We start from the raw sequence: 25166 nt of genomic DNA on the forward strand, positions 1-25166 counted from the left end.
CCGCTCCCTGAAGGGAGCGGCTTCTCGCTAAGCCGCTTCCGCGGCGTCGCGAAGGGCAAGCCCTGCCCTGAGGATGATGACCGCCGCGTTCACGTCGGCGTGCGCGGTATGCCCGCACGCCGTACAGACGAACTCGGCTTGGGTGACGCGGTTTTCCTTCGCGCAGTGCCCGCATCGGGCGCATGTGCGGGAGGTATTGCGGGGATCCACTGCGATCAGCTCTCGACCGGCGCTTTCGGCCTTGTGCGCGAGGACCGTCAGGAACACCCCCCAACCCGCATCCAAGATCGACCGGTTCAGGCCGGACTTCTGGGCGACCATTCGGCCCGGCGCCTGCAGGGTGCCGGACGCCGACCGGGTCATGTTCACGATCCGCAGGTCCTCATGCACGATCACGTCGTAGCCGCGCACCAGCGTGAGCGCGGCCTTGTGTGCGCCGTCCAGGCGTTGACGGCGGACCTTGGCCCGCAGCGCGGCGACCCGCGCCACTGCCTTGCGGCGGCGCCTGGACCCGCGCTTGGTACGGGCGAGGTCTCGCTGAGCCGCCGCGAGACGGTCGGCGGAGGCTTCCAGGCGGCGGGGGTTGGCAAGGTGCTCGCCGTCGCTGGTGGTCACGAGCGAGGCGATGCCCAGATCGATACCGGCCACCGCGCCGGTCGCGGGAAGCATCTCGGCGGGCACGTCGTCACACGACAGCACGACGTACCAGCAGTTGCCTTCCCGTTTCACGCCGATCGTCTTCACCCGGCCTTTGACCGGCCGGTGCTGGTGGACCCGTACGTGCCCGATGCCCTGCAGGCGGACGAACGTCGCCGAGGGGTGCTCGGGCTGGGAGTCCCACCGGCAGCCGTCGCCGTCCTTGGGCCGCTCGACCGTGTCGAACCAGCCGCGTCCCTTGAAGCGGGGAAAGCCCGGCTTGCGCCCGGTCTTGACGCGGGCGAAGAACGCCTTGAACGCTTTGTCCAGGCGGCGCAGGGTGGCCTGCTGGGAGGAGAACGACCACCGTCCCTGACCGTCGGCGTCGTCAGCGCGGATGTGCTTGAGCTCGGCCGACTGGTCGCCGTAGCGGACGGTCACGCCCGCCTTGCGGTAGGCGGCGCGGCGGTGCTCCAACGCCGCGTTGTAGAGCTGGCGGTGGTCCTCCAGGCAGGCGGCCAGTGCGGCGGCCTGTCTGGCTGTGGGGCGCAACAGGAACTTGTAGGACCTACGCACGGCCGCCGCCCTTGGGGGCGCGCTCGTACTGCGTCTCGATGTAGCGCTGCACGCTCTGAGCGGAGACCGCGCCGACCGTGGCCACGAAATAGGACCGCGACCACAGCGTGGGCAGCTGGGAGCGCAGGTGCGGAAACTCGGCGCGCAGGTGGTGGGAGGTGAAGCCCTTGAACTGGTTGGCCACGTACGACGGCGAGTTCTTCGGGTGCGGCTTGACGAACAGGCGCACGTGGTCGGGCATCACCTCAAGTGCCGCGATCTGCCAGCCGTGCTCGTCGGCTTTGGCGCGGATCAGCTCCTCCAGGCGGGTCTTCACCCGCCCGTCAAGGACCGGGCGGCGGTACTTCGGGCACCACACGACGTGGTACCCGAGGTCGTATGCCGCGCCGGGGGAGGTGCGCACCTGACGAGTCATACGATCAATTATAACAGCACCGCATATCTAACGTACCGGAGTAAGGAAACCTGTGGCGAAACCAGAGAGAAAACCAGTCAGGGACGGCATTCCCGCGTCGCCTGAAGTCGATGGTCCCCTGCCGAGGCCTTGATGGAGCCCCCCGTCCGCCTGGCCAGCACCGGCACGATCATCCACGGCGTCTCCGTGGGCGAGGTGCTCGGCGTCTCCACGCTCGCCGAGGCGCGGCTGATCGCGGGGCAGTCCGGTCTCGACCGGATCGTCCAGCGCCTCAACGTGATGGAGGTGCCCGACATCCTCGCCTGGGTCAAGCCGCACGAGCTGCTGCTCACCACCGGCTACCCGCTGCGCAACACCCCGCAGTCGCTCGACCGCCTGGTCGCCGACCTCGACGAGCGCGGCCTGGCCGCCCTCGCGATCAAACTCGGCCGCTACGTCGACGAGCTGCCGGACGAGATGGTCGCCCAGGCCGACCGGCTCGGCTTCCCGCTGATCCTGCTGCCGAACAACGTCGGCTTCGACGACATCCTCAACCAGGTGCTCACCGACATCCTCAACAGGCAGGCCGCCGTGCTGGTGCGCGCGGAGGAGGCGCACCGCGCGCTGGTGCAGGTGGTGCTGGCCGGTGGCGGCCTCGACGAGGTCACCGCCGAGGTGTCGGGCCTGCTCGACGTGGCCGTGGCCGCCCTCGACGGGGCGGGCAGGACGCTGGCCGCCGCGGGCCCGCCCGAGCACGTCACCGCCCTGCGCAGGCTGGCGGGTACGGCAGGCCGCACGGGCGACCTCGCCTCCGTGCCGGTCGTGGCCGGCGGCCACCACCACGGCAGGATCGTCGCGTACAGCCCCACAGGGGTGATTCGCGACAGCGACATCGGCATCCTCGAACGCGCGGCCACCGTCGCCGCCCTGGTCATCACCAGGCAGGACGCGGTCAACGCGGTCGAGAGCAAGTATCGCGCCGACTTCCTGCGCGACGTGCTGACCGGCAGGGCGGGCTCGGGCGAGCGCGTCGCCAACAGGTCGAGGGCGTTCGGCTGGGACCTGGAGCGGCCGGTCACCGTCCTGGTGGCCGAGCTCGACCCCGAGGGCGACGAGCGGACCGCCCAGGACCGGCTCGTCACCTCGTGGACGGCCGCCGTGCGCCGCCACGACCAGCGGGGCGCGGTCGCCGGCTTCTCCCACGAGGTGGTCGCCGTCGTCGACGCCGCGGCCGACACCGCGAAGCTGGCCCGCGACGCCGCCGCCGCCTTCGCCGACGCCATCACCTCCGGCACCTTCTCCACGGGGACCAGCCGTACCTGCCCTGGCGCCGAGACGCTGCCCGAGGCCTACAGTCAGGCGCTGAAGGCGGCGCGCGTCGGCCGCCAGCTGCACGGGCCCGGCGCCGTCGCGCACTTCGACCAGCTCGGCGTCTACCGGCTGCTGTCGCTGGTCAACGACACCGCCGAGCTGCACGCCTTCGTCCGCGAGACGCTGGGACCGCTCGCCTCGGACGACGACAACGAGAACGCCGACCTGCGCAGGACGCTGCAGGTGCTGCTGGAGACCAACCTCAACGTCGCCGAGACGGCGCGCAGGCTGCACTTCCACTACAACACGCTGCGCTACCGGATCGGGAAGCTGGAGCGGCTGCTCGGCAACTTCACCGAGGATCCCCACCTGCGGCTCAACCTGACCCTGGCCCTGCACGTGCTGCGCATGCGCGGCATCTAGGCTGTGGTCCGTGGACCTCGACTTCGAACTCAACTCTGACTTCATCCCGCTGTGCGACCTGCTGAAGTACTGCGGCGTCACCGAGACGGGCGGGATGGCCAAGCACCTGATCGCCGAGGGCATGGTGCTGGTGGACGGCGAGGTCGAGCTCCGCAAGACCTGCAAGATCAGATCTGGCGCCGTGGTGAGCGGCGAGGGCTTCACCATCCACGTGACCTGACGACCGGGCGGGTCCTCCCGACCTCTAAGGTTCTCTCCGACCTCCAAGAGGAGACATAACCCCGGGTTGGGAAGTGGTGTGATGGCGCTGGGTTGGAAGGTGCACGGCGACGGCAGGGGGCTCGCGCCGGGCGAGGTGGTCAAGCCCGACGAGCGGTTGTCGTGGCCGCGCATGGTGGGCTTCGGCGCCCAGCACGTGATCGCGATGTTCGGCGCGACGTTCGTCTTCCCCCTGGTGATGGGGCTGGACGCGAACCTCGCGGTAATGATGTCCGGCGTCGCGACGATCATCTTCCTGCTGATCGTCAAGGGCAGGGTCCCCAGCTACGTCGGGTCGAGCGCCTCGTTCGTCGGCGCCGTCGTGGCGATCAGGGCGGCAGGTGGCGGCGACGGCACCGTCACGGGCGCGCTGCTCGCGGTCGGAGTCGTGCTCGCCCTGGCGGGCCTGGCGATCCACCTGCTGGGCGTGCGGATCCTGCACCGGGTCTTCCCGCCGATCGTCACGGGCGGGGTCGTCATGCTGATCGGGTTCGGCATGGCCTACGTGGCGGCCGACGTCTACTGGCCGCAGGATCCGTGGGTGGCGCTCATCACGATGGTGGCGACCTTCGTCTTCATCGGCGTCCTCCGCGGCTTCCTCGGCCGGATCGGCGTGCTGCTCGGGCTGGTCTTCGGGTTCGTGCTGTCGTGGCTGTGGGACAGGATCGGCGGGACGATCACCGCGCCCGGCGGCGACGGGAAGGTCACCGAGCACTTCAGGGTGAACTTCGACGCGGTCGCCCAGGCCGACTGGATCGGCCTACCCACCCTGCACGGGCCGGTCTTCGAGGTGTCGGCGATCGTGCTGGTCCTGCCGGTGGTGATCGCGCTGATCGCCGAGAACGTCGGGCACGTCAAGGCGGTCGGCGAGATGACGGGCGCGGACGTCGACGCCTCCATGGGGCGGGCGGTCATGGCCGACGGCGTGGGCACCGTGGTGTCGACGGCGGTGGGCGGGCCCGCGACGACCACCTACGCGGAGAACATCGGCGTCATGGCGGCGACGCGCGTCTACTCCACGGCCGCGTACTACGTTGCGGCGGTGATCGCGATCCTGTTCGGGCTGTGCCCGAAGTTCGGCGCGCTGGTGGCGGCGACGCCCGGTGGCGTGCTGGGCGGGGTGACGACGATCCTCTACGGGATGATCGGGCTGCTCGGGGCGAAGATCTGGATCGAGAACAAGGTCGATCTGAACGACCCGGTGAACCTGGTGCCGGTGGGGGCGGGGATCATCTGCGCGATCGGGCCGGTGGCCTTTCCCATGACGGGGACGTTCGCGCTGAGCGGGATCGCGCTGGGGACGATCGTGCTGCTGGCGGGGTACCACGGGTTGCGCGCTCTCCATCGGAGCTGACCGCCTTCTTCCGTGGCAGAACGCCCGCTGTCACCACCTCCGTCACCTTCGCGTGCGGGTGGGGTGACGGTGGGCGTTATGTCGGGGGTGGGGTGTTCTCACGAGGGGACGGCGGAAAAGATGGGAGAAGAAGCGCCGTACCAGGTGGCGAAATCTGGCAGATCATGCCGGTGAACGACCGCGCGAGCCAACATACTGTGCCCGCAATGGCCTGCGGGGGAGCCACCGAAGCGACAGAGCGGAGGCGGTCTCATGGTTCTGGGTTGGACGAAACACGGAGACGGCAAGCATCTGGCCCCCGGAGAGGTCGTCAGGCCTGACGAGCGGCTCTCCTGGCCCCGCATGGTGGGATTCGGCGCGCAGCACGTGATCGCGATGTTCGGCGCGACGTTCGTGTTCCCGCTGGTCATGGGGCTCGATCCGAACACCGCGATCATGATGTCCGGTGTCGCGACCATCCTCTTCCTGCTGATCGTCAAGGGAAAGGTGCCCAGCTACCTCGGCACCAGCGCCTCCTTCGTCGGTGGCGTGCTGGCGATCAGGGCGGCGTTCGGTGGCGACACGGGCGGCGTGGACGCGATCGTCACCGGGGCGATCCTGGTCGCCGGGTTCGTGCTCGCCCTGGCCGGGCTGGCGATCCACGTGCTGGGCGTGCAGATCATCCACAAGATCTTCCCGCCGGTGGTGACCGGCGCCGTGGTCATGCTGATCGGGTTCGGCCTCGCCTTCGTGGTGGCCGACGTCTACTGGCCGCAGGACCAGTGGATGGCGCTGATCACCATGGTGATCACGTTCGTGGTGATCGTGGCGTTCAAGGGCTTCATCGGCAGGATCGGCATCCTCATCGGGCTGGTCGCCGGGTTCGTGCTCTCCTGGGGGGCCGACCGGATCTTCGGCGACATCACCGCCTTCAACGCCGCCACCAGCAAGGTCGACACCCACCCGCGGGTCAACCTCGGCGCGGTGGCGGAGGCGCCGTGGGTCGGCCTGCCGCCCATGCACTTCCCCGACTTCCAGACCTCGGCCGTGCTGCTGGTGCTGCCCGCGGTGATCGCGCTGATCGCCGAGAACATCGGCCACGTCAAGGCGGTCGGCGAGATGACGCGGACCGACGTCGACCCGTACATGGGCCGCGCGGTCGCCGCCGACGGCATCGGCACCATGATCACCAGCGCGGTCGGTGGCTCGCCCACCACCACCTACGCCGAGAACATCGGCGTCATGGCCGCCACCCGCGTCTACTCCACCGCCGCCTACTACATCGCGGGCGTCATTGCGATCCTGTTCGGCCTGTGCCCGAAGTTCGGCGTCCTGGTCGCGGCCACCCCCGGCGGTGTGTTGGGCGGCGTCACGGTGATCCTCTACGGGATGATCGGTCTTCTCGGCGCGAAGATCTGGATCGAGAACAGGGTCGACTTCTCCGACCCGGTCAACATGGTCCCGATCGGCGCGGGCATCATCATGGCGATCGGACCGGTCAAGCACGTGATCAGCAGCGACTTCACCCTGGACGGCATCGCGCTCGGCACGATCGTGGTGGTGGCCGGGTACCACCTGCTCCGCGCCATCGCGGGCCGAACCCATGTGAGGGAGCGCACCGGTTGAAACCCGCTCCGTTCGACTACCACGCCCCCCGCGACCTCGGCGAGGCCCTCGAGGTGCTCGCCGAGGCGGGCGAGCACGCCAAGGTGCTGGCCGGCGGCCAGAGCCTGATCCCGCTGCTCAACATGCGCCTGGCCGCCCCCGAGCGGCTGGTCGACATCAACAGGATCGCCGCGCTCGAGCCCTTCGAGGTCACACCCGACGGCGTGCGCGTCGGCGCGCTGTCCCGCCACTCGCAGGTGGAGCGCTCGGCGGAGGTCGCCGCGGCCCAGCCGCTGCTGCGCCAGGCGCTCAGGCTGGTGGCGCATCCGGTGATCCGCAACCGCGGCACCGTGGTCGGCAGCCTGGTGCACGCCGACCCCGCCGCCGAGCTGCCGGCCGTGCTGGCGTTGCTGGGCGGGTCGGTACGGCTGGCCCGCGCGGGCGGCGTCCGCGACGTGCCCGCGGCGGAGTTCTTCACCGGGCCGCTGGAGTCGGCGCTCGAACCGGGCGAGCTCGCCGTCTCCGCCTACTTCCCGAACCCGCCCGAGCGGACGGGCAGCGCGTTCGTCGAGGTGGCCAGGAGACACGGCGACTTCGCGCTGGCGGGGGTGGCGGCCGTGGTGACGGTCGACGACGACCTGCGGGTGCGCGCGGCGAGGGTGGCGTGCGTCGGCGTCGGGCCGGTCCCGATGACCGCCGACGTGAGCGAGTGGTGCGAGCGGCGTCCCGCCTCGACCGTCGACTGGGCGGCGGTGTCGCGGGCCGTACAGGATCGGACGGAACCCGAGGCGGACATCCACGCGACCGCCGAGTACCGCAGGCACCTGGTCGGGGTACTGGCCGTGCGGGCACTGACGGAGGCGGCGAGAAATGCGGCATGACATCACGCTGGTGGTCAACGGCGTCACGCGGCGGGTCGGCGTGCCCGCGCGGCGGCTGCTGTCGGACTGCCTGCGCCACGACCTCGGGCTGACCGGCACGCACGTGGGCTGCGAGCACGGCGTCTGCGGCTGCTGCACCGTGCTGCTGGACGGCGAGCCTGTGCGCTCCTGCCTGACGTTCGCGGTGACCGTGGACGGGCGGGAGATCACCACCGTCGAGGGTCTGGCGGGCCCCGAGGGCATGTCGCCCGTCCAGCGCGCCTTCGCCGAGTGCCACGGGCTGCAGTGCGGCTTCTGCACCCCGGGCTTCCTGTGCACGGCGACGGCGCTGCTGAGGGAGAACCCGGCGCCGACCGACGAGGAGGTCCTGGAGGGCATCTCGGGCAACCTGTGCAGGTGCACCGGCTACCAGAACATCGTCAAGTCGGTCCACCGGGCCGCCGAGCTGATGGCCGAGGAGGAGGGCCGATGACGACGCGGCTGTTCGGCGAGCGCGTGGCGCGCAAGGAGGATCCCCGCCTGCTCACCGGGCAGGGCCGCTACCTCGACGACCTGGGCCGCGACGCGCTGGCCGTCGCCTTCGTCCGCTCCCCGCACGCCCACGCCCGCATCCTCGACATCGACGTCTCCGGCGCCCTCGACGTGGAGGGCCTGGTCGCCGTCTACACCTGGGAGGATCTGCCGGGCCGCGTCGCCGAGCCGCTGCCGCTGCTCATCCCGCACCCCGCGCTCACCCACGGCCGCACCGCCTACCCACTGGCCAGGGAGGTCGTCAGGCACGTCGGCGAGCCCGTCGTCATGGTGGTCGCGCAGGACCGCTACCTCGCCGAGGACGCCTGCGCGCTGATCCGCGTCGACTACGAGCTGCTCAAGCCGGTCGTCGGCATCGAGGAGGCGGTCCACAGCGCCGCACTGGTCCACGAGGATGTGCCGGGCAACGTCGGCGCGCACCTCGTGCAGGAGGTGCCCTCCAGGTCGGGGCAGAGCGCCCGCGAGGTCATCGAGACCGCCCCGCACACGCTCGCCTTCAGGCTCGACATCGAGCGCAGCGCGTGCACGCCGCTGGAGGGGCGCGGCGTGCACGCCCGGTGGGACGGCACCGACCTGCGCGTCCACTCCTCCACCCAGACCTCCACCAGCGTCAGGATGGCGGTCGCGGCCAAGCTCGGCCTGCCGCTGCCGAACGTCGAGGTGATCGCGCCCGACGTCGGCGGCGGGTTCGGGGTGAAGATCGTGCACCCGTGGCCGGAGGAGATCCTGGTGCCGTGGGCGGCCATGCTGCTGAACCGCGAGCTGAAATGGACCGAGGACCGGCGCGAGCACTTCATCTCCTCCGCGCACGAGCGGGGCCAGGTGCAGTTCGTCCGGGTCGGCTTCGACGACGCCGGTCACGTGCTCGGGCTGGAGGTGACGATCCTGCACGACCACGGCGCGTACATGCCGTACGGGATCATCGTGCCGATCGTCACCTCGACGCAGCTGCTCGGGCCCTACAAGATCGGCTCGTACCGGGTCGAGTTCTCCTCGATCTACACCAACACCGTGCAGGTCACGCCGTACAGGGGGGCGGGGCGCCCGCAGGGCGTGTTCTGCATGGAGCGGACGATGGACAAGATCGCGGCCTACCTCGGCAGGGACCGCACCGAGGTCAGGGCGGCCAACTTCATCCAGCCCTCGGAGTTCCCCTACGACCAGGGCATGATCTTCCAGGACGGGCGTCCCCTCATCTACGACAGCGGCGACTACCCGGCGATGCTGGCCAAGCTGAAGGAGCTGATCGGCTGGGACTCCTTCGTGCCCAGAAAGGGCCTGGGCATCGGCATCGGCTGCTACGTCGAGGGCACAGGAGTGGGGCCCTACGAGGGCGGACACGTGCAGATCACCTCGGACGGGCGGGTGCACGTGTCCACGGGCCTCACCTCGCAGGGCCAGGGCCACGAGACGGTGTTCGCGCAGATCGCGGCCACCGAGCTGGGCGTGCCGATCGAGCGGATCTCCGTCGTCACCGGCGACACCCGCAGGTTCGGCTACGCCGTGGGCACGTTCGCCTCGAGGGCGGCCGTCGTCAGCGGCAACGCCATCGCCCTGGCCTGCAGGAAGGTGCGGGAGAAGGCGCTGCGCATCGCCGCCGAGGCGCTGGAGGCCGACCCCGCCGACCTGGAGATCACCGACGGCCTCGTGCACGTCGTCGGCGCGCCGGGCGCCTCGATCCCGCTGTCCACGGTCGCGGTGCTGTCCAATCCGCTGCGCTACTCCTTCGACGCCGAGACCGCCCGCGCGGGGCAGTTCGCGGGCGGCGCCTCCTTCGACCGGCCGCCCGTCGCCGAGGGGGAGGAGCCCGGCCTCGAGGGGCGCGACTACTACTCGCCGCTGCGCTCCACCTTCGCCGCCGGCATGCACGCCGCGATCGTGGAGACCGATCCCGACACCGCCGAGATCCGCATCCTGCGCTACGCCGTCGTCCACGACTGCGGCAGGCTGATCAACCCGATGATCGTCGAGGGACAGATCCACGGCGGGGTGGCGCAGGGCGTGGGCGGCGCGCTGTACGAGCGGATGGTCTACGACTCCCACGGGCAGCTGCTGAACGCCTCGTTCATGGACTTCCTCATGCCCTACGCCACCGAGATCCCGCACATCGAGACCGGCCACCTGGAGACGCCCTCCCCGCTGAACCCCCTGGGCATCAAGGGGGCGGGCGAGGCGGGGGTGATCCCGGTCGCCGCGGTGATCGCCAGCGCGGTCGAGGACGCCGAGGGCCTGCCCATCGACAGGATGCCGATCTCCCCCTCCGAGCTGTTCCATCTACGATCTGGCAGATGACCGAGCTGCGTGCCCCCGGGGCGGGCCTGACCGCCCTGCCCGCCGTCGCCGACGGCGTCCGCCTGATCGACCTGGCGTGGAACCGGCTCACCGAGCTGCCCGCCCGGATCGGCGAGCTGTCCGCGCTGGAGGAGCTGCGCCTCGACGGCAACCTGCTCACGTGCCTGCCGCCGCTGCCCTCCTCACTGCGGGCGCTGCACGCCGACGGCAACCGGCTGACGTCGCTGCCGCCGTGCCCGCCGTCCCTGGAGAGCCTGTTCGTGTACGGCAACGCGCTGGAGCGCCTGCCCGCGCGCCTGGGCCCGCTGCGGCACCTGGCGGCCGGCGGCAACGGCCTGGAAGAGGTGCCCGACGAGGTGTGGCGGCTGGCCGGGCTCGAATCGCTCAACCTGGCCGAGAACCGCCTCACCCACGTGCCCGGCGCGATCGGCGGGCTGGCCCGGCTGCGGATGCTCGACCTCGGGCACAACGCGATCAAGGTTATCCCCGCCGAGATCGGCGAGCTCGGCCTGACCGACTACCTGTACCTCAGCGACAACGGCTTCACCCACGTGCCCGCGTCGATCGGGAGGCTGAGCGGGCTCGCCTACCTCAACCTGACCGACAACCGGCTCACCGAGCTCCCCTCGTCCATCGGCGACATGGCGGCGCTGAAGGAGCTGCGCCTGTACAACAACAGGCTCACCACGCTGCCGCCCTCGATCGGGCGGCTCGGCGAGCTGCGCGAGCTGCACCTGCAGGGCAACCACCTGACCGCGCTGCCACCGCTGCCCGCCTCGCTGCGCGTGCTCGACCTGCGAAACAACCACCTGGCGCGGCTGCCCGAGACGATCGGCGGGCTGACCCGGCTGGTCCACCTCGACCTGCGCGACAACCGGCTGAGGGAGCTGCCGGGCGCCCTGCTCGCGCTGACCGCGCTGGAGAAGCTGGACCTGCGCTGGAACAAGCTCGACGGTGACCCACCCGAGCTGCGCGCCCTCGAATCGAGAGGCTGCGTAGTCCTGCGCTGAACCCTGCCAGGCGGGCGCGCGTACCTCCGGGCGTGATGACATATCTCCGCATAGCGGTTTTCGCGCTCATGGTCGTGGCCTGCTCGCCGGGCGACGGCGGCGGCTCCTACGGCGCCGCCGTCGCGCCGATGACAGTCGAGCAGCTGGCCGCGAAGGCCGGGTGCACCCCGCACATCCAGATCGACGCCAGCGAGCTCAGGCAGGGCCACTGCGAGACGGCCGACGGTGAGTTCTTCCTCACGACGTTCACCACCCAGCAGGGCAAGGACGCGTGGATGGACACCGCGCCCGAGTACAACCCGCACCTCGTGGGACCGCTGTGGACGGCCCTGTCGAGCAGGGCGGTGCTGGAGCGGGTGCAGCGCAGGCTCGGCGGTGACCTCCACCTGAAGGACCACCGGGTCAAGGGCTGACCGGCTCGGGCAGGTCGCGCATGGCCCGCAGCGGCGACAGCAGCAGCGGGAGCACCGACAGCGGCCCCAGCGCGCAGGCGATCCAGATGGCGGGCACGATCCCGAGGTGCTCGCCGAGCAGGCCGCCGGTCAGCGCGCCCAGCGGCAGCACGCCCCAGACGAGGAAGCGCATCGTCGCGTTCATCCTGCCCAGCAGGTGGCCGGGCGTGATCGCCTGGCGGAAGCTGAGCTGCGAGACGTTGTAGACCACGATGCCGATGCCCACCATGAACCAGGCGAACGCGTAGAGCCCCAGCCGCCGGCCGTCCTCGGTGAACGGCACCAGCAGCAGGAACGGCGTGGTCAGCAGGTTCGACAGCCAGATCGCCCGCGCCGAGCCCACCCACCTGGCGAACGGCCCGACCAGCGCCGCGCCGACCAGTCCTCCCACGCCCGCGGCCGCGAACAGCAGGCCCATCACGCCGGGCGTCACCCCGACGACGTTGACCAGGAACAGGACGGCGAGCGCGTTGTTCATGGAGTTGGCGAAGTTGGCGCTCGCCGTACAGGCGGCGATCATGCGCAGGATCGGATGCCCGAGCACGAAGCGCAGGCCCTCGCCGATCTCCTTGACCAGCCCGCGCCGCTCCTGGGCGCTCGGCGGGTCCCTGTCGGACCTGATGCCGGCCAGCAACGCACCCGACAGCGCGAAGCTGATCGCGTCGACCAGGATCGCGACGGGCGCGGTGACGAGCTGGACCAGCCACCCGGCCACGCCGGGGCCCGCCACCTGGGCGCCCGAGCGGACGATCTCCAGTTTGGCGTTGCCGTCCATGATCTGGTCCCGCTCGACCAGCGACGGCAGGTAGCTCTGGTAGGCCACGTCGAAGAAGACGGTGGCGACGCCGGCGCCCAGGCCGACCGCGTAGAGCTGCGGCATCGACAGGACGCCCAGCCACCAGGCCACCGGCACCGACAGCAGCAGGACCGCCCGCGCCAGGTCCGCGGTGATCAGGATCCTGCGGCGGCGCAGCCGGTCCACCCACACGCCGGCGGGCAGCCCGATGAGCAGGAACGCCACCGTCTCGGCCGCCACCAGCAGCCCCATCTCGAACGCTGACGCGCGCAGCGCCACTACCGCGACCAGGGGGAGGGCCACCAAGCTCACCTGCGTGCCGACCTGGCTGATCGTGTCGGCGCCGAACAGGAGCATGAAGGCGCGTTGCCGGAAAAGGCTCACCTGCGCATGCTGCCGGGCGATCTATGCGGAATCAATCCCGATTAGTCATGCCCTACTCATGACAAAGCCGGAGGAGCGGTTCACGATGACGCCACAAGCCGACAACCAGTAGGGGGGCGCGCCATGAGTCGACACTTCGACCGCATGCGCTACCACATCGCCGACGACCCAGACGCGGGAGGCAGGCCGAGATCACCGGGGGCGTTCACCGGCATCGCGCCAGGGCTGGAGTCCGTCGCGCCGCGGTTCACCTCCAACGAGGCCGCCGCCAGGTTCTACCTCGACCACAAGCTCGCCGAGGAGCCCGAGGCGCCCGGGTTCAGGGCCGCGCTCGCCACCGAGTCGCCCGCCAGGGTGCCCGACCTCACGCTTCGCTCCGCCCGCCAGACTCCCGCCTCGGGCACCACCCTGGTCCGCTTCGACCAGACCCATGCGCAGATCCCCGTCTTCGGCACCGACGTGCTCGTCGAGCTCGACCAGTCGCGCGAGCTCGTGGCCATGGACGCGCGGCTGACCGAGGTCAGCGGCGCGCCCGACACTCCTGCGCTCGACCCGCCCGCCGCCGTGGCCGCAGTCGCCGCGGCGACCGGCGTCGCGATCGAGGGCGTGGGGAGCGCGCCGCCCGCCCTCACCTACTACCTCGACGACGCGGGCTCCTGGCACCTGGCCTGGCACCTGCACGGGCTGGCCGCCGTCCTGCCCGAGGCGAGGCCGGAGCCCGGCCACACGGGGCACGGCATGGAGGACCCCTCGCCCCGCGAGCTGTACCCCCGCGTCGACTACCTCGTGGACGCGCAGGACGGCGCGATCCTGTTCTACTTCGGGGTCACCCCGACCGTGGACGTGCCGACGAAGCTGCGCGGCTTCGACGAGAACGGCGTGCTGGCCGACCGGATCTGGGGCGACAAGCTGGCCTCGGGGTTCGCGCTGCGCGACAGGCTCAGGAACATCGTCACCTACGACCTCGCCCTCGGCGACCTGGCGGAGAACCCGCAGCTGACCGACCCGGTGCAGGCCGGCGATCCCGACCTCGGCGAGAAGTTCAAGGCCGCCGTTTCGGCCCACGCGAACGCCACCAAGGTGTTCGACTTCTACCGCGGCGTGCTCAGCCGTGACAGCGTCGACGACCAGGGCATGGCGCTGACCTCCGTCATCAACTGCATCTTCAGCCCCCACGGCCCTGGGCCGGAGTGGAAGAACGCCGCCTGGTTCGACAACCGCATGTGGTACGGCCAGATGCGCAACCCCGCGGGCGTGCTGGTGAGCACCGCGCGCTTCCTCGACGTGATCGGGCACGAGCTCACGCACGGCGTCATCGACACCTCCAGCGGGCTGGTCTACCGCGACCAGTCGGGCGCGCTGAACGAGTCCTTCGCCGACATCCTCGGCATCACGATCAGCAACTGGTACGGCGCGGAGACGCCGGAGGACGTCACGGGCTGGAACTGGGAGCTGGGCAAGGGCTGGCGGCCCACCGGCGCCGGGCTGCGCTCGCTGAGCGACCCCGCGGCCTTCGGCCAGCCCGCGCACATGCGCGACTTCGTGCACACCACCGCCGACAACGGCGGCGTGCACATCAACAGCGGCATCCCGAACAAGGCGGCGCACCTGCTGTTCACCGCCACCACGCAGCAGGGGACACCGGTCCTGGACGCCAGGGACTGGATCGTCCTGCTCTACCTGGCGATGGTGCGGCTGAACAGGCTCGCGGTCTTCACCGACGTGCCCGTCGCGCTGCGGGACGTGGCCAAGGTCTACCTCGCCGGCAGCCCGAAGCAGCTCGACCCGGTGTTGGCCGCGATCGGCTCGGCCTACGAGGCCGTCGGCATCGAGTAGCCGCCGAGTCGTCCCGGGAGGGCGCGCCCTCCCGGGACGACTCCCCATGGTCAGCGGGGTCAGCGGGTCCGCATGGTGGCCAGCTTGTACTGGCCCCAGATCTCCAGCGGGGAGACGACCCTGTCGAGGAACATCAGGCTGTCCATCCGGCAGTTGCACGGGTTGTTCTCGCGGGTGTTCTGCGGATAGCTGCCGCCGATCTTGATGCCCCTGGGGTCGGTCGCCGAGGCGAGGTCGGGCTCGGGCTCGCCCTCGACGCCCCACGGGTCACCGGTCAGCGTGTACGAACCCGGCAGCGCGCGGCCGTTCTTGTACAGGGCCATCGCGCCCGTGTCGTAGTCGAACGTCGCGGCCAGGAACACCCACGTGTTCATCGGCAGGACGCTCTCCCACGGCTCGTCGGCCGCGAAGGTCTGGGAACTGCCGCCGTCGACCCTGCGGCCCAGCGCCACGACGCGCATCTCCCCGTTGACGGTGATGAGCTCGAGCAGCGCCCGCACGTCATGGCCCTGGGAGTTGCCGCTCAGCACCCCCGCGAGGCCGATCGCGCCATAGCGGTCGTCCGGGTTGGCGCTGTTGGAGTTCGGGCTCGGGTTCTGGCCGGTCATCTTGAACCAGCCCATGATGGTGACGCCCTTGACCGCGTTGAACGGCCGCAGCCTCGGCACGCCCGCCTCAGCGTAGATCCCCGCCTTCCAGTCGTCGTTGCCCGCCGTCGCCGGTTCGACCTGCTGGGCCTGCATCGACCGGGTGCTGCCGGGGTGCGCGCCATCCTCGACCCGCATCCGATCGCCGCCGTTGACCAGGCTGATCGCGGTGCCCGAGTAGCCCTGGTCGGCCTCCTTGGCCGGGTCGCCGATCACGGGGTGGTCGAAGTCGTAGGCCGCGACCAGGTCGTTCTGCAGCGTCGGCAGCACGTCGGGCTTCTCCCACCGCGCTCCGGTGATCTTCCAGATCTTCCCGTTCGCCTTGGACAGCGCGTAGAGCTCGCCCTGGCCGTCGACGCCGAAGCGCAGGTCGACACGGTTGTGACCGGCCAGCTGCGCCATCGTCACCCGCTTGCCCGAGGCGTCGCGCAGCTGGAACTGGAAGATCGGCGCGCGCTCCTTCCTGGTCCTGCGCATCTGGGCCGCCTCGGTGAAGAAGACCCGGCCGTCCACGATGTCGCCGAAGACGTACTTGCCCTTCAGCGCGGGCAGCCGCTCGCCCCGGTAGACCATGCCGCCGACGATCGCGTGACCGCTGTCGGCCGTGCAGGAGTGCCCGGGTGGCGGGTCGTGGTCATAGGCGGCGACGGGGTAGGTGAAGCCGAACTGCTCGTCGCCCTCCGGCAGGGTGTAGAGGTTGCAGCGGTCCTCCTTCTTGAAGACGAACGCGCCCTCGCGCACGCTCCAGCCGAAGTTGTCGCCAGCGCGCACCTCGTAGACGGCCTCGATGGCGTGCTCGCCGATGTGGCCGAGGAACATCCGGTTGCCCGCCTGGGGGTCCCAGCTGAAGCGATGCGGGTCCCGCATGCCGACCGCGTAGATCTCCTTCAGCGCGCCTTCCCTGTTCACGAACGGGTTCGTCGCGGGGATGCCGTACGTGCCGGCGCTCGTGTCCGTGGGGTCGATGCGAAGCAGCTTGCCGTACGGGCCGCCCAGGTCCTGCGGCATGTCCGTGGTCACGCCCCTGCCGCCGTCGCCCGCGGCGATGTAGAGCAGGCCGTAGTCCTCGTCGCCGGGCTTGGCGGTGGGGTTGAAGTCGATCTGCTGGATGCCGTGGATGTTGCTGCCGAAGCCCAGCCTGAGGACCTCCCTGCGGGTGCCCTGGAAGGTGTCGGCCTTCGGGTCGGTCGCGGTCCACTCGTCGATGACGCCCTGGACGACGTGGTTCGGCTGGGGCGGGAAGTCGGGGGTCTTGGTGGTGAGGGCGGCCCCCGCCTCGGTGTGGACGGTGTAGAACTTGCCGTTCTTCGCGAACTCGGGATGGAAGGTGACGAACCCGAAGCCGCTGCCCAGGCCGCGGCCCGAGATGAAGTCGGGGGCGAAGGCGGCGCCGACGTCGAGGTAGACGTGCGGAACCCCGTCCTTGAGGAAGTACAGCTTGCCGTTGAGGTCGGGCACGTACACGCGGCCGTCGGGCAGTTGGCCCAGGTAGTTGACGCGGGCCCAGCGGACCAGGCGGGGGTCGACGGGAGGGGGCACGGTGTCGGTCTTCGGGAAGGCGGCGAACTCCTCCAGCGTGAGCGTCAGACCGGGGGTGATCGGCTTCTCGGGTATCGGGTCGGCTACGGGGGTGTCGGGCTGGGCGGCCGCTGGGGGTGCCGACAGCGCGGCCACCAGGAGCGCCGCGACCAGGCATCGCAGGACCTTCGGCATTCTGACCACCACCACGGGTCGGGGGCGAGGGGCTTGGCTGCACACGGTGTTGCTGCACTTGGTGTTGCTGCACTTGGTGTCGCTGGGCCAGGTGTTGTCGGAGCTCGGTTGTTCTGGAGCTCGGCGTTGCAAGGTGCGGGTGTTGCCGGGTTCGGGTGTCGCCGGGCGGGTGCGGTCCAGAGCGCCCGGGCGGGGCTCAGGACTCGTCGCGCAGGGTGTCGTGGCCCGGGCCGCCCACGAGGACGTCATGGCCGGGGCCGCCGGACAGCAGGTCGTCGCCGCGCTGGCCGTTGAGCACGTCGCGTCCCGCCTCGCCGTGGACCTCGTCGGCCCCGTCGCCGGCGAGGACGACGTCGTCCCCGTCGCCGCCGCACACGACGTCGTCGCCGTCCAGCGCGCGGACGAGATCGTCGCCGCCCAGCGCCGCGACGACGTCGGCACCGTCGGTGCCGGTGAGCAGGTCGCGGCCGGCCGTACCGACGACGGTGGCGGGACGGCCCGCGCAGAGGGGCACGCCCGAGACGGCCATGCCCCGCATCCTGCCGATGTTGTCGAAGGAGCCGAAGCCCACCCGGCCGGAGTCGAAGGTCCGGTCCGTGGCCGTCATCAGCGGCTCGGTGGCGCCGTCGACGTAGACGGAGATCTGGCCCGTGTCGGCGCAGTGGCGCACGCGGACCCGGTGCCACTCCGCGTCGGTCACGGCGGGGGAAGCGCCCACCTGGCCGTTCCACTGGTGGTCGATGCGCAGGCGGTCGGCGTTGTTGACCACGAAGATGCCGTTGTGCGGGTAGATGGTGTTGTCCTGCGACAGGTGGACGTAGTAGAACTCCGTGTCCGACCGGTAGCCGAACACGATGATCACATCGCGGTTGCTGACCGTGGTGGGGGTGTCGAGTCGCACCTCGGCGTCGATCTGGACGGAGCCGAACGCCGGTCCGGTGGTGAGCACGGCGTACTCGAACGGGCGGCGAGGTCCCGGACGGGCGACGCCCGCCTGGGCGAGGATCACCTCGTCACCGGGGAAGTGCCACCTGGACGGGGTGACGGGCGCCCAGTTCGGGCCCGCGTCGACCGCCGTGACGACCGGAGGGCCGAAGACGCACGACTCGGCGGTGACCGGTGTCGTGGCGGGGGTCGTGACCTGGGCGGTCGCAGGAGGGGCGAGGGAGGCGACGCATAACGCCGTCGCGAGGACGAGGACGTGAAGGCGAAGGGCGGACATCCGGTTCCTCCCGGTAGTGACCGGCGGGCACACGAAAGCGCTTTCGAAAGCGCTTTCCCATCGCTTTGGCGCATCGTAACCCGACAGCAGCGCCTGTCAACCTCCCGTCGCGGGTGGGAAGCGACCGAACCGGTCGGCGACTCAGAAGGGGATGGCGAGAGGCGGCCGGACCGGTCGGCGAGTCGGAGGGGCGGGCGCGGTGCGACCGGACGGGTCAGCGGGGTGGAGGGGCGGTGGAGGCGCGCAGCACGAGTTCGTGGCCGGTACGGCGGCGCCGGGGCCGCGAGGCGGGCGGCTTGAGCACGAGTTCCAGGGCCTGGGCGCCCATGGCGATCATCGGCAGGCGGACGGTGGTCAGCCGCGGGTAGACGTCGGCGGCGACGGGGATGTCGTCGAACCCCGCGATGGAGATGTCCGACGGGACCCTGCGCCCCGAGTTCAGCAGCCAGGAGAGCGCGCCGACGGCCATGGGGTCGTTCAACGCCACCACGGCGGTGAGGCCGGGGTCGCGGCGCAGCAGGCGGGCGGTCGAGGAGGCGCCGCCCTCCCTGGTGAAGTCGCCGTGGATGACGGGGACGGCCGACCAGTCGAGGAGGGCGGAGGCGGCGGCCCGCAGCCCGGACAGGCGGTCCTCGACGGTGGTGAGGTTGGCCGGCCCCGCGACGACGCCGATGCGGCGATGTCCCAGGTCGAGGAGGTGCTTCATGATCGTCACGCCGCCGTTGACGTTGTCGGGCAGCACCGCGTCGACCGGCAGGTGGTGACGGCCGATGACGGCGACGCGCCCGCCCGCCGCGGTGAAGGAGCGGACCTCCGCGGCGATGTCGGCCTCGGCCGCCGTGCCGATGTAGCCGGATCCGGCCAGCACGATGGCGTTGACGCGGTGGGCGCGCAGGCTGCGGATGCGCGACAGCTCGGCGTGCGGGTCGCGCTGGGTCTGGCTGATCAGCGCCATGTATCCGCGTTTCTCCGTCTCGCGCAGCACGCCCCTGGCGATCTCGCCGAAGTACGGGTCGCCGACGTCGTGCACGATCAGGCCGACGATGGCCGCCTGCCCGCCGGCCAGGGCGCGGGCGTGGCTGTTGGGAACGTAGCCGACCTGCGCGGCGACCGCCTTGACGTGCGCCGCGAGGGTGGCGCTGACACCGGTGCCGTCGTTCAGCGCGCGGGAGGCGGTGGCCAGGGAGACGCCCGCGGCCTCGGCGACGTCGATGAGGCGTGGCGGGGAAGGATGGTCGGACATGCGAGCGCAACCCCCTTGTCGCACCGCTCAAACGGTGCAATCGTAACGCGAAAGCGCTTCCGAAAGCGCTCACTCTCCACCAAGCACCCGAAGCCCGCCAAACGCAAGAAGCCCGCAGCCTGAAGTCTTGGAGCGGGACACGCTCCATTCGGCACGGTGACAGGAAGTCCCCGGAGGTCCCTCGAGGTCCCTGGAGGTCGCGAACGATGGTCAGTTTCCGGAACAGTGTGGCAGTGCTGGCGCTCTCCAGCCTGGCGATCTCGGGCTGCGGCGGCGCCGCGCAGGAGGCGGCGGGCCCTGCCGCCACCGCCGCCGGCCCCGTGAAGATAGGCATCTCCCTGCCCCTGACGGGCGACTTCTCCGAGCCCGGCAAGGGCATCCAGGAGGGTTACCAGGTCTGGGCCGACATGGTCAACGCCAAGGGTGGCCTCCTCGGCAGGAAGGTCGAGCTGATCTTCCGTGACGACGCCTCCGACCCGAACAAGGTCAGCTCCGACTACGAGTCGCTCATCTCCCAGGACAAGGTGAACCTGGTCTTCGGCCCGTTCTCCTCGCGCCTGGTCATCCCCGCCGCGCAGGTCGCCGAGTCGTACGACATGCTCTTCGTCGAACCGGCCGGCGCCGCCAAGGAGGTCTTCGAGCAGGGCTTCAAGCGCCTGTTCTACGCCGCCCCGGCGAGCGCGAGCGACCACTACAACTACCTGGCCGAGTACATCCTCGCGCTGCCCGCCGACAAGAGGCCCAAGACCGCCGCCTACGCCAGTCTCGACGACCCGTTCGCCATGGGCACCGCCTACGGCCTGCGCGACAAGCTCGCCGCCGGCGGCATCAAGACCGTGGTCGACGAGGTCTACCCGCCGGAGACGACCGACTTCGCCCCCATCGCGGCCAAAATCGCGGCGGCGAAACCCGACATCGTCGTCGGCGGGACCCAGTTCGAGGACTCCGTCGGCCTGGTGCGCGCCCTGCAGGAGCTCGGCTCGCAACCCAAGCTGGCGGCCTTCTCCACCGGGCCGACGCTGGCGGAGTTCCCCTCCGCCGTGAAGGGCGCGGCCGAGCACATCGTCTCTCCCGTGGGGTGGGCGGTCTCCTCCGGCTTCCCCGGCAACGACGCGTTCGTCAAGCGCTACAAGGAGATGTTCAAGACCGACGCCAACGAGGACGCGGCCAACGGCTTCACCGTCGGGCAGATCGTCGAGGCGGCCGTCAACGCGGTCAAGTGCGTCGAGCCGACCGAGGAGTGCCAGACCAAGCTGGCCGACCACATCCGCCAGGGCACCTTCGAGACCATCGTCGGCCCGCTCTCCTTCGACGACCAGGGCCGGCCCGAGCAGGCCCACATGATCCAGCAGTACATCGACGGCAAGGTCGAGATCGTCCTGCCCGAGGGGTCGAAGGCGCAGACCGCCAAGCTCGTCTACCCGAAGAAGGAATGGTGACCCTCCTCCTGCAGGGGCTGGCCCTGGGCGTGCTGACGGGCGGCCTGTACGCGCTGCTCGCCTCGGGCCTGTCGCTGTACTTCGGCGTGATGCGCGTGGTGATGGTGGCCCATCCCGCGTTCCTGTTCCTGGCCGCCTACCTGACCTACACCCTGCACACCGCCTTCGGCCTCGACCCGCTGCTGGCGCTGCCGGTCACGGTGCCGCTGTTCTTCGTGCTCGGGGTCGCGGTGCAGCGGCTGCTCGTGGCCAGGCTCGCGCCGGAGAACCTCGCGATGATGTCGGTGCTGCTCACCTTCGGGCTCGCGCTGGTCATCGAGGGGCTGCTCGGCACGATCTACACGGGCTCCTACAAGTCGGTCAGCATGGACTACGCCACCAGGTCGCTGACGCTGGGCGCGGTGCGGCTGCCGTACGACAGGATCGTGGCCTTCGCGGTGGCCGCGCTGACGCTGGCGGCGCTGTTCGCGATCCTGCTGAAGAGCAGGTTCGGGCGCGCCCTGCGCGCCACCATCCAGCACAGGGAGGCCGCGCGGCTGGTCGGCATCAGGACCGAGCGGGTCACGGGATACGGCTTCGGCGTCGGCCTGGCCACAGCGGCGGTCGGCGGCTCGGTGCTGGCGCTGATCACGCCGTTCTTCCCCGCCGCGCACTGGGCGTGGATCGGCAAGCTCATGGCGATCATCGTGGTCGGCGGGCTGGGCAGCGTGCTCGGCGCGGCGCTGGCGGCGGTGATGCTGGGCGTGATCGAGAGCCTGGTGCTGGTGACCGTCGACGCGACGTGGGCGACGATGATGTTCTACGTCTTCCTCTTCCTGACCCTCATCGCCCGCCCGCAGGGGTTCTTCGGAGGACGGCTTGCGCAACGCTTCTAGATACGCGCTCCTGGCGGCGGGGGTGGCCCTCGCACTGGCCTACCCGTGGTTCGTGCCCAACCTCTACCTGCTGTACGCGGGCGTGCTGACGCTGATGTACGCCGCGACCGCCACGTCGTGGAACATCCTCGGCGGCTTCACCGGCTACGTCTCGCTCGGCCACTCGGCCTTCTTCGGCCTCGGCGCGTACGGCACCGGCCTGCTCATGACCCGCGCCGGCTGGTCGTGGATCCCCGCGCTGGCTGGTGCGGCGCTCGTCGTCGCGCTGTTCGCCGCGGTGATCGGCGTCGCGGCGGTCAGGGTGCGCGGCGCGTCGTTCGTGATCGTGTCGATCGCGCTGGTGTCGATGACGAACCTGCTGGTGCAGGGCTGGCGGTCGCTCACCGGCGGCTCGACCGGCCTGCGGGTCCCCTCGCCCTTCCCCGACCTGAACAGGGGGCAGAGCCACTTCGCCTTCTTCTACCTGTTCCTGGGGCTGCTCGCGCTGGTGCTGCTGACCTGGTGGTTCATCTCCAGGTCCCGGTACGGCAGCGGCCTGCGCGCCATCAGGGAGGACGAGGACAAGGCCGAGTCGCTCGGCGTGCCCACGGCCGCCTTCAAGGTCGCGGCCTACGCGCTGTCGGCGCTGTTCGTGGCGCTGGCGGGCGGGCTCTACGCGCTGTGGTTCCGCAGCCTCGACCCGATCTTCGTCTTCTCCATCCTGATCGGCTCCTACATGGTGCTGATGAGCCTGCTCGGCGGCGTCCGCCACCTGTTCGGCCCGCTGCTCGGCGCACTCATCGTGACCCCGGCGGGGGAGTACTTCCTGGTCGCGCTCGGCGAGACGCAGGTCCACCTGGCGGCGGCCGGGCTGCTGCTGGTGCTGGTCGTGCTCTTCATGCCCGAGGGCATCATCCCCGCCGCCGCGCGGCTGGTCAGGAAACCCCAGCAGGCCTCGATCAGGGAGGAGGCGGCCAGGTGAGCTCGCTCAGGACCTCGGGGCTGACCAAGTCGTTCGGCGGCGTCAAGGCGGTCGACGACGTCACCGTGGAGATCGTCGAAGGGAAGATCAACGGCCTGATCGGCCCGAACGGCTCGGGCAAGACCACCTTCTTCAACCTCGTCACCGGCCTGATCAGGCCCGACTCCGGCCGGGTGTTCTACCGCGACCGCGACATCACCCGCTACGCGCCGCACCGCATCGCGCACGTGGGGCTGGGCCGTACCTTCCAGCTCTGCAGGGTCTTCCCCCGCATGACGGTGATGGAGAACATGCTGGTGGCGGTGCGCCGTACCGGCCTGCGCGAGCTGCTGGCCGGCACCCACGCCACGAGCGAGGTCGAGCGGGCCCGCCACTGGCTGACCCGCATGGGCATCGAGCACCTCGAACGCGCCGAGGCGCGCAACCTCTCCTACGGCCAGCAGAAGCTCCTCGAACTGGCCGCCGTCTTCATGGGCGACCCCGAACTGGTGCTGCTGGACGAGCCCGCGGGCGGCGTGAACCCCGCGCTGATCGAGCGCATCGTCACCCTGGTGCGCGACCTCAACGCCGAGGGCCGCACCTTCCTGGTCGTCGAGCACAACATGGACATGGTGATGGGCATGTGCGACCACGTGATCGTCTTCGACAGGGGAGCGCCGATCGCCGAGGGCCCGCCCTCGGCGGTCCGCGCCGACCCGCGCGTGCTGGAGGCCTACCTCGGTGTCTGAGATCGTGCTGGCTCTGAACAGCCTCGAGGCGGGATACGGCAGAGCCGCCCTCGTCCTGCGCGGCCTGTCGGTCACTGTCGCGGCCGGGCAGGTCGTCTGCCTGGTCGGGCCGAACGGCGCGGGCAAGTCCACCGTGCTCAAGGTCGCCAGCGGCCTGCTCGCCCCCCGCGCGGGAAGCGTAATGCTGTCCGGCGAGGACGTCACAGGCCTGGCGCCCCAGGACCTGCTGACCAGGGGTCTGGCCCACGTGCTGCAGGGCCACAGCGTCTTCCGCGAGATGACCGTGGCGGAGAACGTCCTGCTCGGCGGCTTCACCGTGCGCGACGGGGCGCTGCTGGCCCGGCGCGCCGAACGGGTCAAGGAGCTGTTCCCCGTCGTCGGCGAGCGCTGGGGGAGCATCGCCGGGCTGCTGTCGGGCGGCCAGCAGAAGCAGGTCGAGTTCGCCCGCGCGCTGATGCTGGAGCCCAGGGTGGTGCTGCTCGACGAGCCGTCGATGGGCCTCGACCCCAAGACCACCCAGACCGTCTTCGACCAGATCGACCTCATGCGCCGCACCGGCGTCGCCGTCCTGCTCGTGGAGCAGAACGCGCGGCGGGCCCTGGAGATGGCCGACGTCGGCTGCGTGCTCGACCTCGGCACCGTCCACATCTCCGGACCCGCTCGCGACCTACTGGCCGATCCCCGCCTGGGCGCCCTGTACCTGGGCGGCGCCGCCAGGAGCTGAGATCCGCTTCCTGAACACCCAGTACGTCCAGCCCTGGTAGCCCAGGACGAACGGCAGGACGGCCAGGCCGATCCAGGTCAGGACGTTCAGCGTGTACGGGCCCGACGCGGCCTCGGCCAGTGTCAGGCCCGGCAGCGGCGCGCCCGCCAGCGTCCCGAACAGCGCCGCAGAGGCCAGCGCGATCGCCCCCGCGGTGGCGGCGAAGGCCCAGCCCTCCCTGCGCCGCCAGATCAGCGAGCCGCCCGCCGCCAGCAGCGCCATCGCGCCGCCCGCGGCGATCCACACAGCGGCGTCGCCCTCGCGCGGGATGGACGGCAGCGCCACGATCGCCAGCGGGATGACCGCGACGATCGCGCCCATGGCGGCCGCGCGGGCCCGCCGCCGCACCACGCCCTCGGTCCTGAGCGCCAGGAACACCGCGCCGTGCAGCAGGCAGACCGCCAGCGAGAACGCGCCGCCCACCAGCGCGGCCACCCCGCTGTCGAGCAGCACGTCGCCGAAGACCGCGCCCCAGAGGAAGGCCGGCAGCGCGCTGCCGGCCGCGATGCCGACGTCGGCCCACGCCCGGTCGGCGGAGTGCTCCAGCTTGCCGCGCCACTCGAGGGCCACGCCGCGCACGATCAGCCCGGCCAGCACCAGCGTGAGCGGCAGGTAGAAGGAGCTGAGGAAACCGGCGTACCAGGCGGGGAAGGCGGCGAACATCGCGCCCACGGCGGTGATCAGCCAGACCTCGTTGCCGTCCCACACCGGGCCGATGGTCTGCAGGATCTGCTTGCGCTGGCCCTCGTTCCTGCCGAGGAACGGCGACAGCATGCCGACCCCGAAGTCGAAGCCCTCCAGGACGAAGTAGCCGGTCCAGAGAAAGGCGATGATGACGAACCACAGATCTATCACTG

The 25166-nt window shown here is 70.7% G+C and carries 22 protein-coding genes; 15 read left to right on the top strand and 7 right to left on the bottom strand.

Translation table 11 applies throughout. From position 1 onward, the window contains the following. Positions 1–27: 27 nt before the first annotated feature. Together H4W81_RS05880 and tnpA are read right to left on the bottom strand one after the other, a co-directional pair. Positions 28–1212, bottom strand: a complete 1185-nt coding sequence (locus H4W81_RS05880; RefSeq protein WP_192773831.1) for an RNA-guided endonuclease InsQ/TnpB family protein — start codon at positions 1210–1212, stop codon at positions 28–30. Further along, positions 1205–1627 (bottom strand): IS200/IS605 family transposase, encoded by a 423-nt coding sequence (gene tnpA / locus H4W81_RS05885; protein ID WP_192773832.1) that lies wholly within the window; start codon positions 1625–1627, stop codon positions 1205–1207. The genes H4W81_RS05880 and tnpA overlap by 8 nt, the downstream gene beginning before the upstream one ends. A gap of 132 nt (positions 1628–1759) precedes the next feature. Between tnpA and H4W81_RS05890 the strand changes: the two genes are divergently transcribed. From H4W81_RS05890 to H4W81_RS05930, 9 genes are all read left to right on the top strand, one after another. Beyond that, a complete protein-coding gene (locus H4W81_RS05890) occupies positions 1760–3340 on the top strand; it encodes a PucR family transcriptional regulator (RefSeq protein ID WP_192773833.1) in 1581 nt (526 codons plus the stop codon). A gap of 10 nt (positions 3341–3350) precedes the next feature. Then, positions 3351–3560 (top strand): RNA-binding S4 domain-containing protein, encoded by a 210-nt coding sequence (locus tag H4W81_RS05895; protein ID WP_192773834.1) that lies wholly within the window; start codon positions 3351–3353, stop codon positions 3558–3560. Between the two features lie 81 nt (positions 3561–3641). After that, entirely contained in the window at positions 3642–4952 is a 1311-nt protein-coding gene (locus H4W81_RS05900; RefSeq protein ID WP_192773835.1) for a uracil-xanthine permease family protein, read from the top strand. A gap of 252 nt (positions 4953–5204) precedes the next feature. Then, positions 5205–6557, top strand: coding sequence for a uracil-xanthine permease family protein (locus H4W81_RS05905; RefSeq protein WP_192773836.1), 1353 nt, complete (start codon positions 5205–5207; stop codon positions 6555–6557). After that, positions 6554–7417, top strand: coding sequence for an FAD binding domain-containing protein (locus H4W81_RS05910; RefSeq protein WP_192773837.1), 864 nt, complete (start codon positions 6554–6556; stop codon positions 7415–7417). The genes H4W81_RS05905 and H4W81_RS05910 overlap by 4 nt, the downstream gene beginning before the upstream one ends. Next, on the top strand, positions 7407–7889 hold the full coding sequence (locus H4W81_RS05915; protein WP_192773838.1) for a (2Fe-2S)-binding protein: 483 nt from the start codon (positions 7407–7409) through the stop codon (positions 7887–7889). Before H4W81_RS05910 ends, H4W81_RS05915 begins: the two co-directional genes overlap by 11 nt. After that, positions 7886–10240, top strand: a complete 2355-nt coding sequence (cutA, locus tag H4W81_RS05920; protein WP_192773839.1) for an aerobic carbon-monoxide dehydrogenase large subunit — start codon at positions 7886–7888, stop codon at positions 10238–10240. Before H4W81_RS05915 ends, cutA begins: the two co-directional genes overlap by 4 nt. Continuing rightward, positions 10237–11250 (top strand): leucine-rich repeat domain-containing protein, encoded by a 1014-nt coding sequence (locus H4W81_RS05925; protein WP_192773840.1) that lies wholly within the window; start codon positions 10237–10239, stop codon positions 11248–11250. Before cutA ends, H4W81_RS05925 begins: the two co-directional genes overlap by 4 nt. A 35-nt stretch (positions 11251–11285) precedes the next feature. After that, a complete protein-coding gene (locus H4W81_RS05930; RefSeq protein ID WP_192773841.1) occupies positions 11286–11663 on the top strand; it encodes a hypothetical protein in 378 nt (125 codons plus the stop codon). On the opposite strand, the gene H4W81_RS05935 is transcribed toward H4W81_RS05930, so the two are convergent. Next, positions 11653–12882 (bottom strand): MFS transporter, encoded by a 1230-nt coding sequence (locus H4W81_RS05935; RefSeq protein WP_318781545.1) that lies wholly within the window; start codon positions 12880–12882, stop codon positions 11653–11655. The genes H4W81_RS05930 and H4W81_RS05935 overlap by 11 nt on opposite strands. A 123-nt stretch (positions 12883–13005) precedes the next feature. On the opposite strand from H4W81_RS05935, the gene H4W81_RS05940 reads away from it, so the two are divergent. Beyond that, positions 13006–14718, top strand: a complete 1713-nt coding sequence (locus H4W81_RS05940) for a M4 family metallopeptidase (RefSeq protein ID WP_192773842.1) — start codon at positions 13006–13008, stop codon at positions 14716–14718. A 59-nt stretch (positions 14719–14777) separates the two neighbouring features. Here H4W81_RS05940 and H4W81_RS05945 read toward each other — a convergent pair whose 3' ends face one another. The 3 genes from H4W81_RS05945 to H4W81_RS05955 form a co-directional block, all read right to left on the bottom strand. Beyond that, a complete protein-coding gene (locus tag H4W81_RS05945) occupies positions 14778–17078 on the bottom strand; it encodes a PQQ-dependent sugar dehydrogenase (RefSeq protein WP_192773843.1) in 2301 nt (766 codons plus the stop codon). Positions 17079–17274: 196 nt separating this feature from the next. Then, entirely contained in the window at positions 17275–18300 is a 1026-nt protein-coding gene (locus H4W81_RS05950; protein WP_192773844.1) for a calcium-binding protein, read from the bottom strand. 214 nt (positions 18301–18514) lie between these two features. Further along, a complete protein-coding gene (locus tag H4W81_RS05955; RefSeq protein ID WP_192773845.1) occupies positions 18515–19543 on the bottom strand; it encodes a LacI family DNA-binding transcriptional regulator in 1029 nt (342 codons plus the stop codon). A 206-nt stretch (positions 19544–19749) separates the two neighbouring features. Between H4W81_RS05955 and H4W81_RS05960 the strand changes: the two genes are divergently transcribed. From H4W81_RS05960 to H4W81_RS05980, 5 genes are read left to right on the top strand one after another with little or no spacing between them, the layout of a single operon-like run. After that, the gene (locus H4W81_RS05960; RefSeq protein WP_192773846.1) at positions 19750–20982 is read left to right on the top strand and encodes an amino acid ABC transporter substrate-binding protein; all 1233 of its coding nucleotides are present in this window, start codon (positions 19750–19752) and stop codon (positions 20980–20982) included. Continuing rightward, the gene (locus tag H4W81_RS05965; RefSeq protein WP_192773847.1) at positions 20976–21857 is read left to right on the top strand and encodes a branched-chain amino acid ABC transporter permease; all 882 of its coding nucleotides are present in this window, start codon (positions 20976–20978) and stop codon (positions 21855–21857) included. The genes H4W81_RS05960 and H4W81_RS05965 overlap by 7 nt, the downstream gene beginning before the upstream one ends. Further along, positions 21841–22818, top strand: coding sequence for a branched-chain amino acid ABC transporter permease (locus H4W81_RS05970; RefSeq protein WP_225958479.1), 978 nt, complete (start codon positions 21841–21843; stop codon positions 22816–22818). Before H4W81_RS05965 ends, H4W81_RS05970 begins: the two co-directional genes overlap by 17 nt. Next, positions 22815–23546, top strand: coding sequence for an ABC transporter ATP-binding protein (locus H4W81_RS05975; RefSeq protein ID WP_192773848.1), 732 nt, complete (start codon positions 22815–22817; stop codon positions 23544–23546). The genes H4W81_RS05970 and H4W81_RS05975 overlap by 4 nt, the downstream gene beginning before the upstream one ends. After that, positions 23539–24270 (top strand): ABC transporter ATP-binding protein, encoded by a 732-nt coding sequence (locus tag H4W81_RS05980; protein WP_318781546.1) that lies wholly within the window; start codon positions 23539–23541, stop codon positions 24268–24270. The genes H4W81_RS05975 and H4W81_RS05980 overlap by 8 nt, the downstream gene beginning before the upstream one ends. On the opposite strand, the gene cydB is transcribed toward H4W81_RS05980, so the two are convergent. After that, the gene (gene cydB, locus H4W81_RS05985) at positions 24214–25164 is read right to left on the bottom strand and encodes a cytochrome d ubiquinol oxidase subunit II (RefSeq protein ID WP_192773849.1); all 951 of its coding nucleotides are present in this window, start codon (positions 25162–25164) and stop codon (positions 24214–24216) included. The genes H4W81_RS05980 and cydB overlap by 57 nt on opposite strands. Positions 25165–25166: the final 2 nt, after the last annotated feature.

Source organism: Nonomuraea africana, assembly GCF_014873535.1.
In the GTDB taxonomy this organism is placed as follows: Bacteria; Actinomycetota; Actinomycetes; order Streptosporangiales; family Streptosporangiaceae; genus Nonomuraea; species Nonomuraea africana.

What these genes read in the sequence shown, in the direction of transcription:
- tnpA (WP_192773832.1), bottom strand. Translation starts at nt 1,627, where the DNA reads ATGACTCGTCAGGTGCGCACCTCCCCCGGCGCGGCATACGACCTCGGG.
- H4W81_RS05890 (WP_192773833.1), top strand. Translation starts at nt 1,760, where the DNA reads ATGGAGCCCCCCGTCCGCCTGGCCAGCACCGGCACGATCATCCACGGC.
- H4W81_RS05900 (WP_192773835.1), top strand. Translation starts at nt 3,642, where the DNA reads ATGGCGCTGGGTTGGAAGGTGCACGGCGACGGCAGGGGGCTCGCGCCG.
- H4W81_RS05905 (WP_192773836.1), top strand. Translation starts at nt 5,205, where the DNA reads ATGGTTCTGGGTTGGACGAAACACGGAGACGGCAAGCATCTGGCCCCC.
- H4W81_RS05915 (WP_192773838.1), top strand. Translation starts at nt 7,407, where the DNA reads ATGCGGCATGACATCACGCTGGTGGTCAACGGCGTCACGCGGCGGGTC.
- cutA (WP_192773839.1), top strand. Translation starts at nt 7,886, where the DNA reads ATGACGACGCGGCTGTTCGGCGAGCGCGTGGCGCGCAAGGAGGATCCC.
- H4W81_RS05925 (WP_192773840.1), top strand. Translation starts at nt 10,237, where the DNA reads ATGACCGAGCTGCGTGCCCCCGGGGCGGGCCTGACCGCCCTGCCCGCC.
- H4W81_RS05930 (WP_192773841.1), top strand. Translation starts at nt 11,286, where the DNA reads ATGACATATCTCCGCATAGCGGTTTTCGCGCTCATGGTCGTGGCCTGC.
- H4W81_RS05940 (WP_192773842.1), top strand. Translation starts at nt 13,006, where the DNA reads ATGAGTCGACACTTCGACCGCATGCGCTACCACATCGCCGACGACCCA.
- H4W81_RS05945 (WP_192773843.1), bottom strand. Translation starts at nt 17,078, where the DNA reads ATGCCGAAGGTCCTGCGATGCCTGGTCGCGGCGCTCCTGGTGGCCGCG.
- H4W81_RS05950 (WP_192773844.1), bottom strand. Translation starts at nt 18,300, where the DNA reads ATGTCCGCCCTTCGCCTTCACGTCCTCGTCCTCGCGACGGCGTTATGC.
- H4W81_RS05955 (WP_192773845.1), bottom strand. Translation starts at nt 19,543, where the DNA reads ATGTCCGACCATCCTTCCCCGCCACGCCTCATCGACGTCGCCGAGGCC.
- H4W81_RS05960 (WP_192773846.1), top strand. Translation starts at nt 19,750, where the DNA reads ATGGTCAGTTTCCGGAACAGTGTGGCAGTGCTGGCGCTCTCCAGCCTG.
- H4W81_RS05965 (WP_192773847.1), top strand. Translation starts at nt 20,976, where the DNA reads ATGGTGACCCTCCTCCTGCAGGGGCTGGCCCTGGGCGTGCTGACGGGC.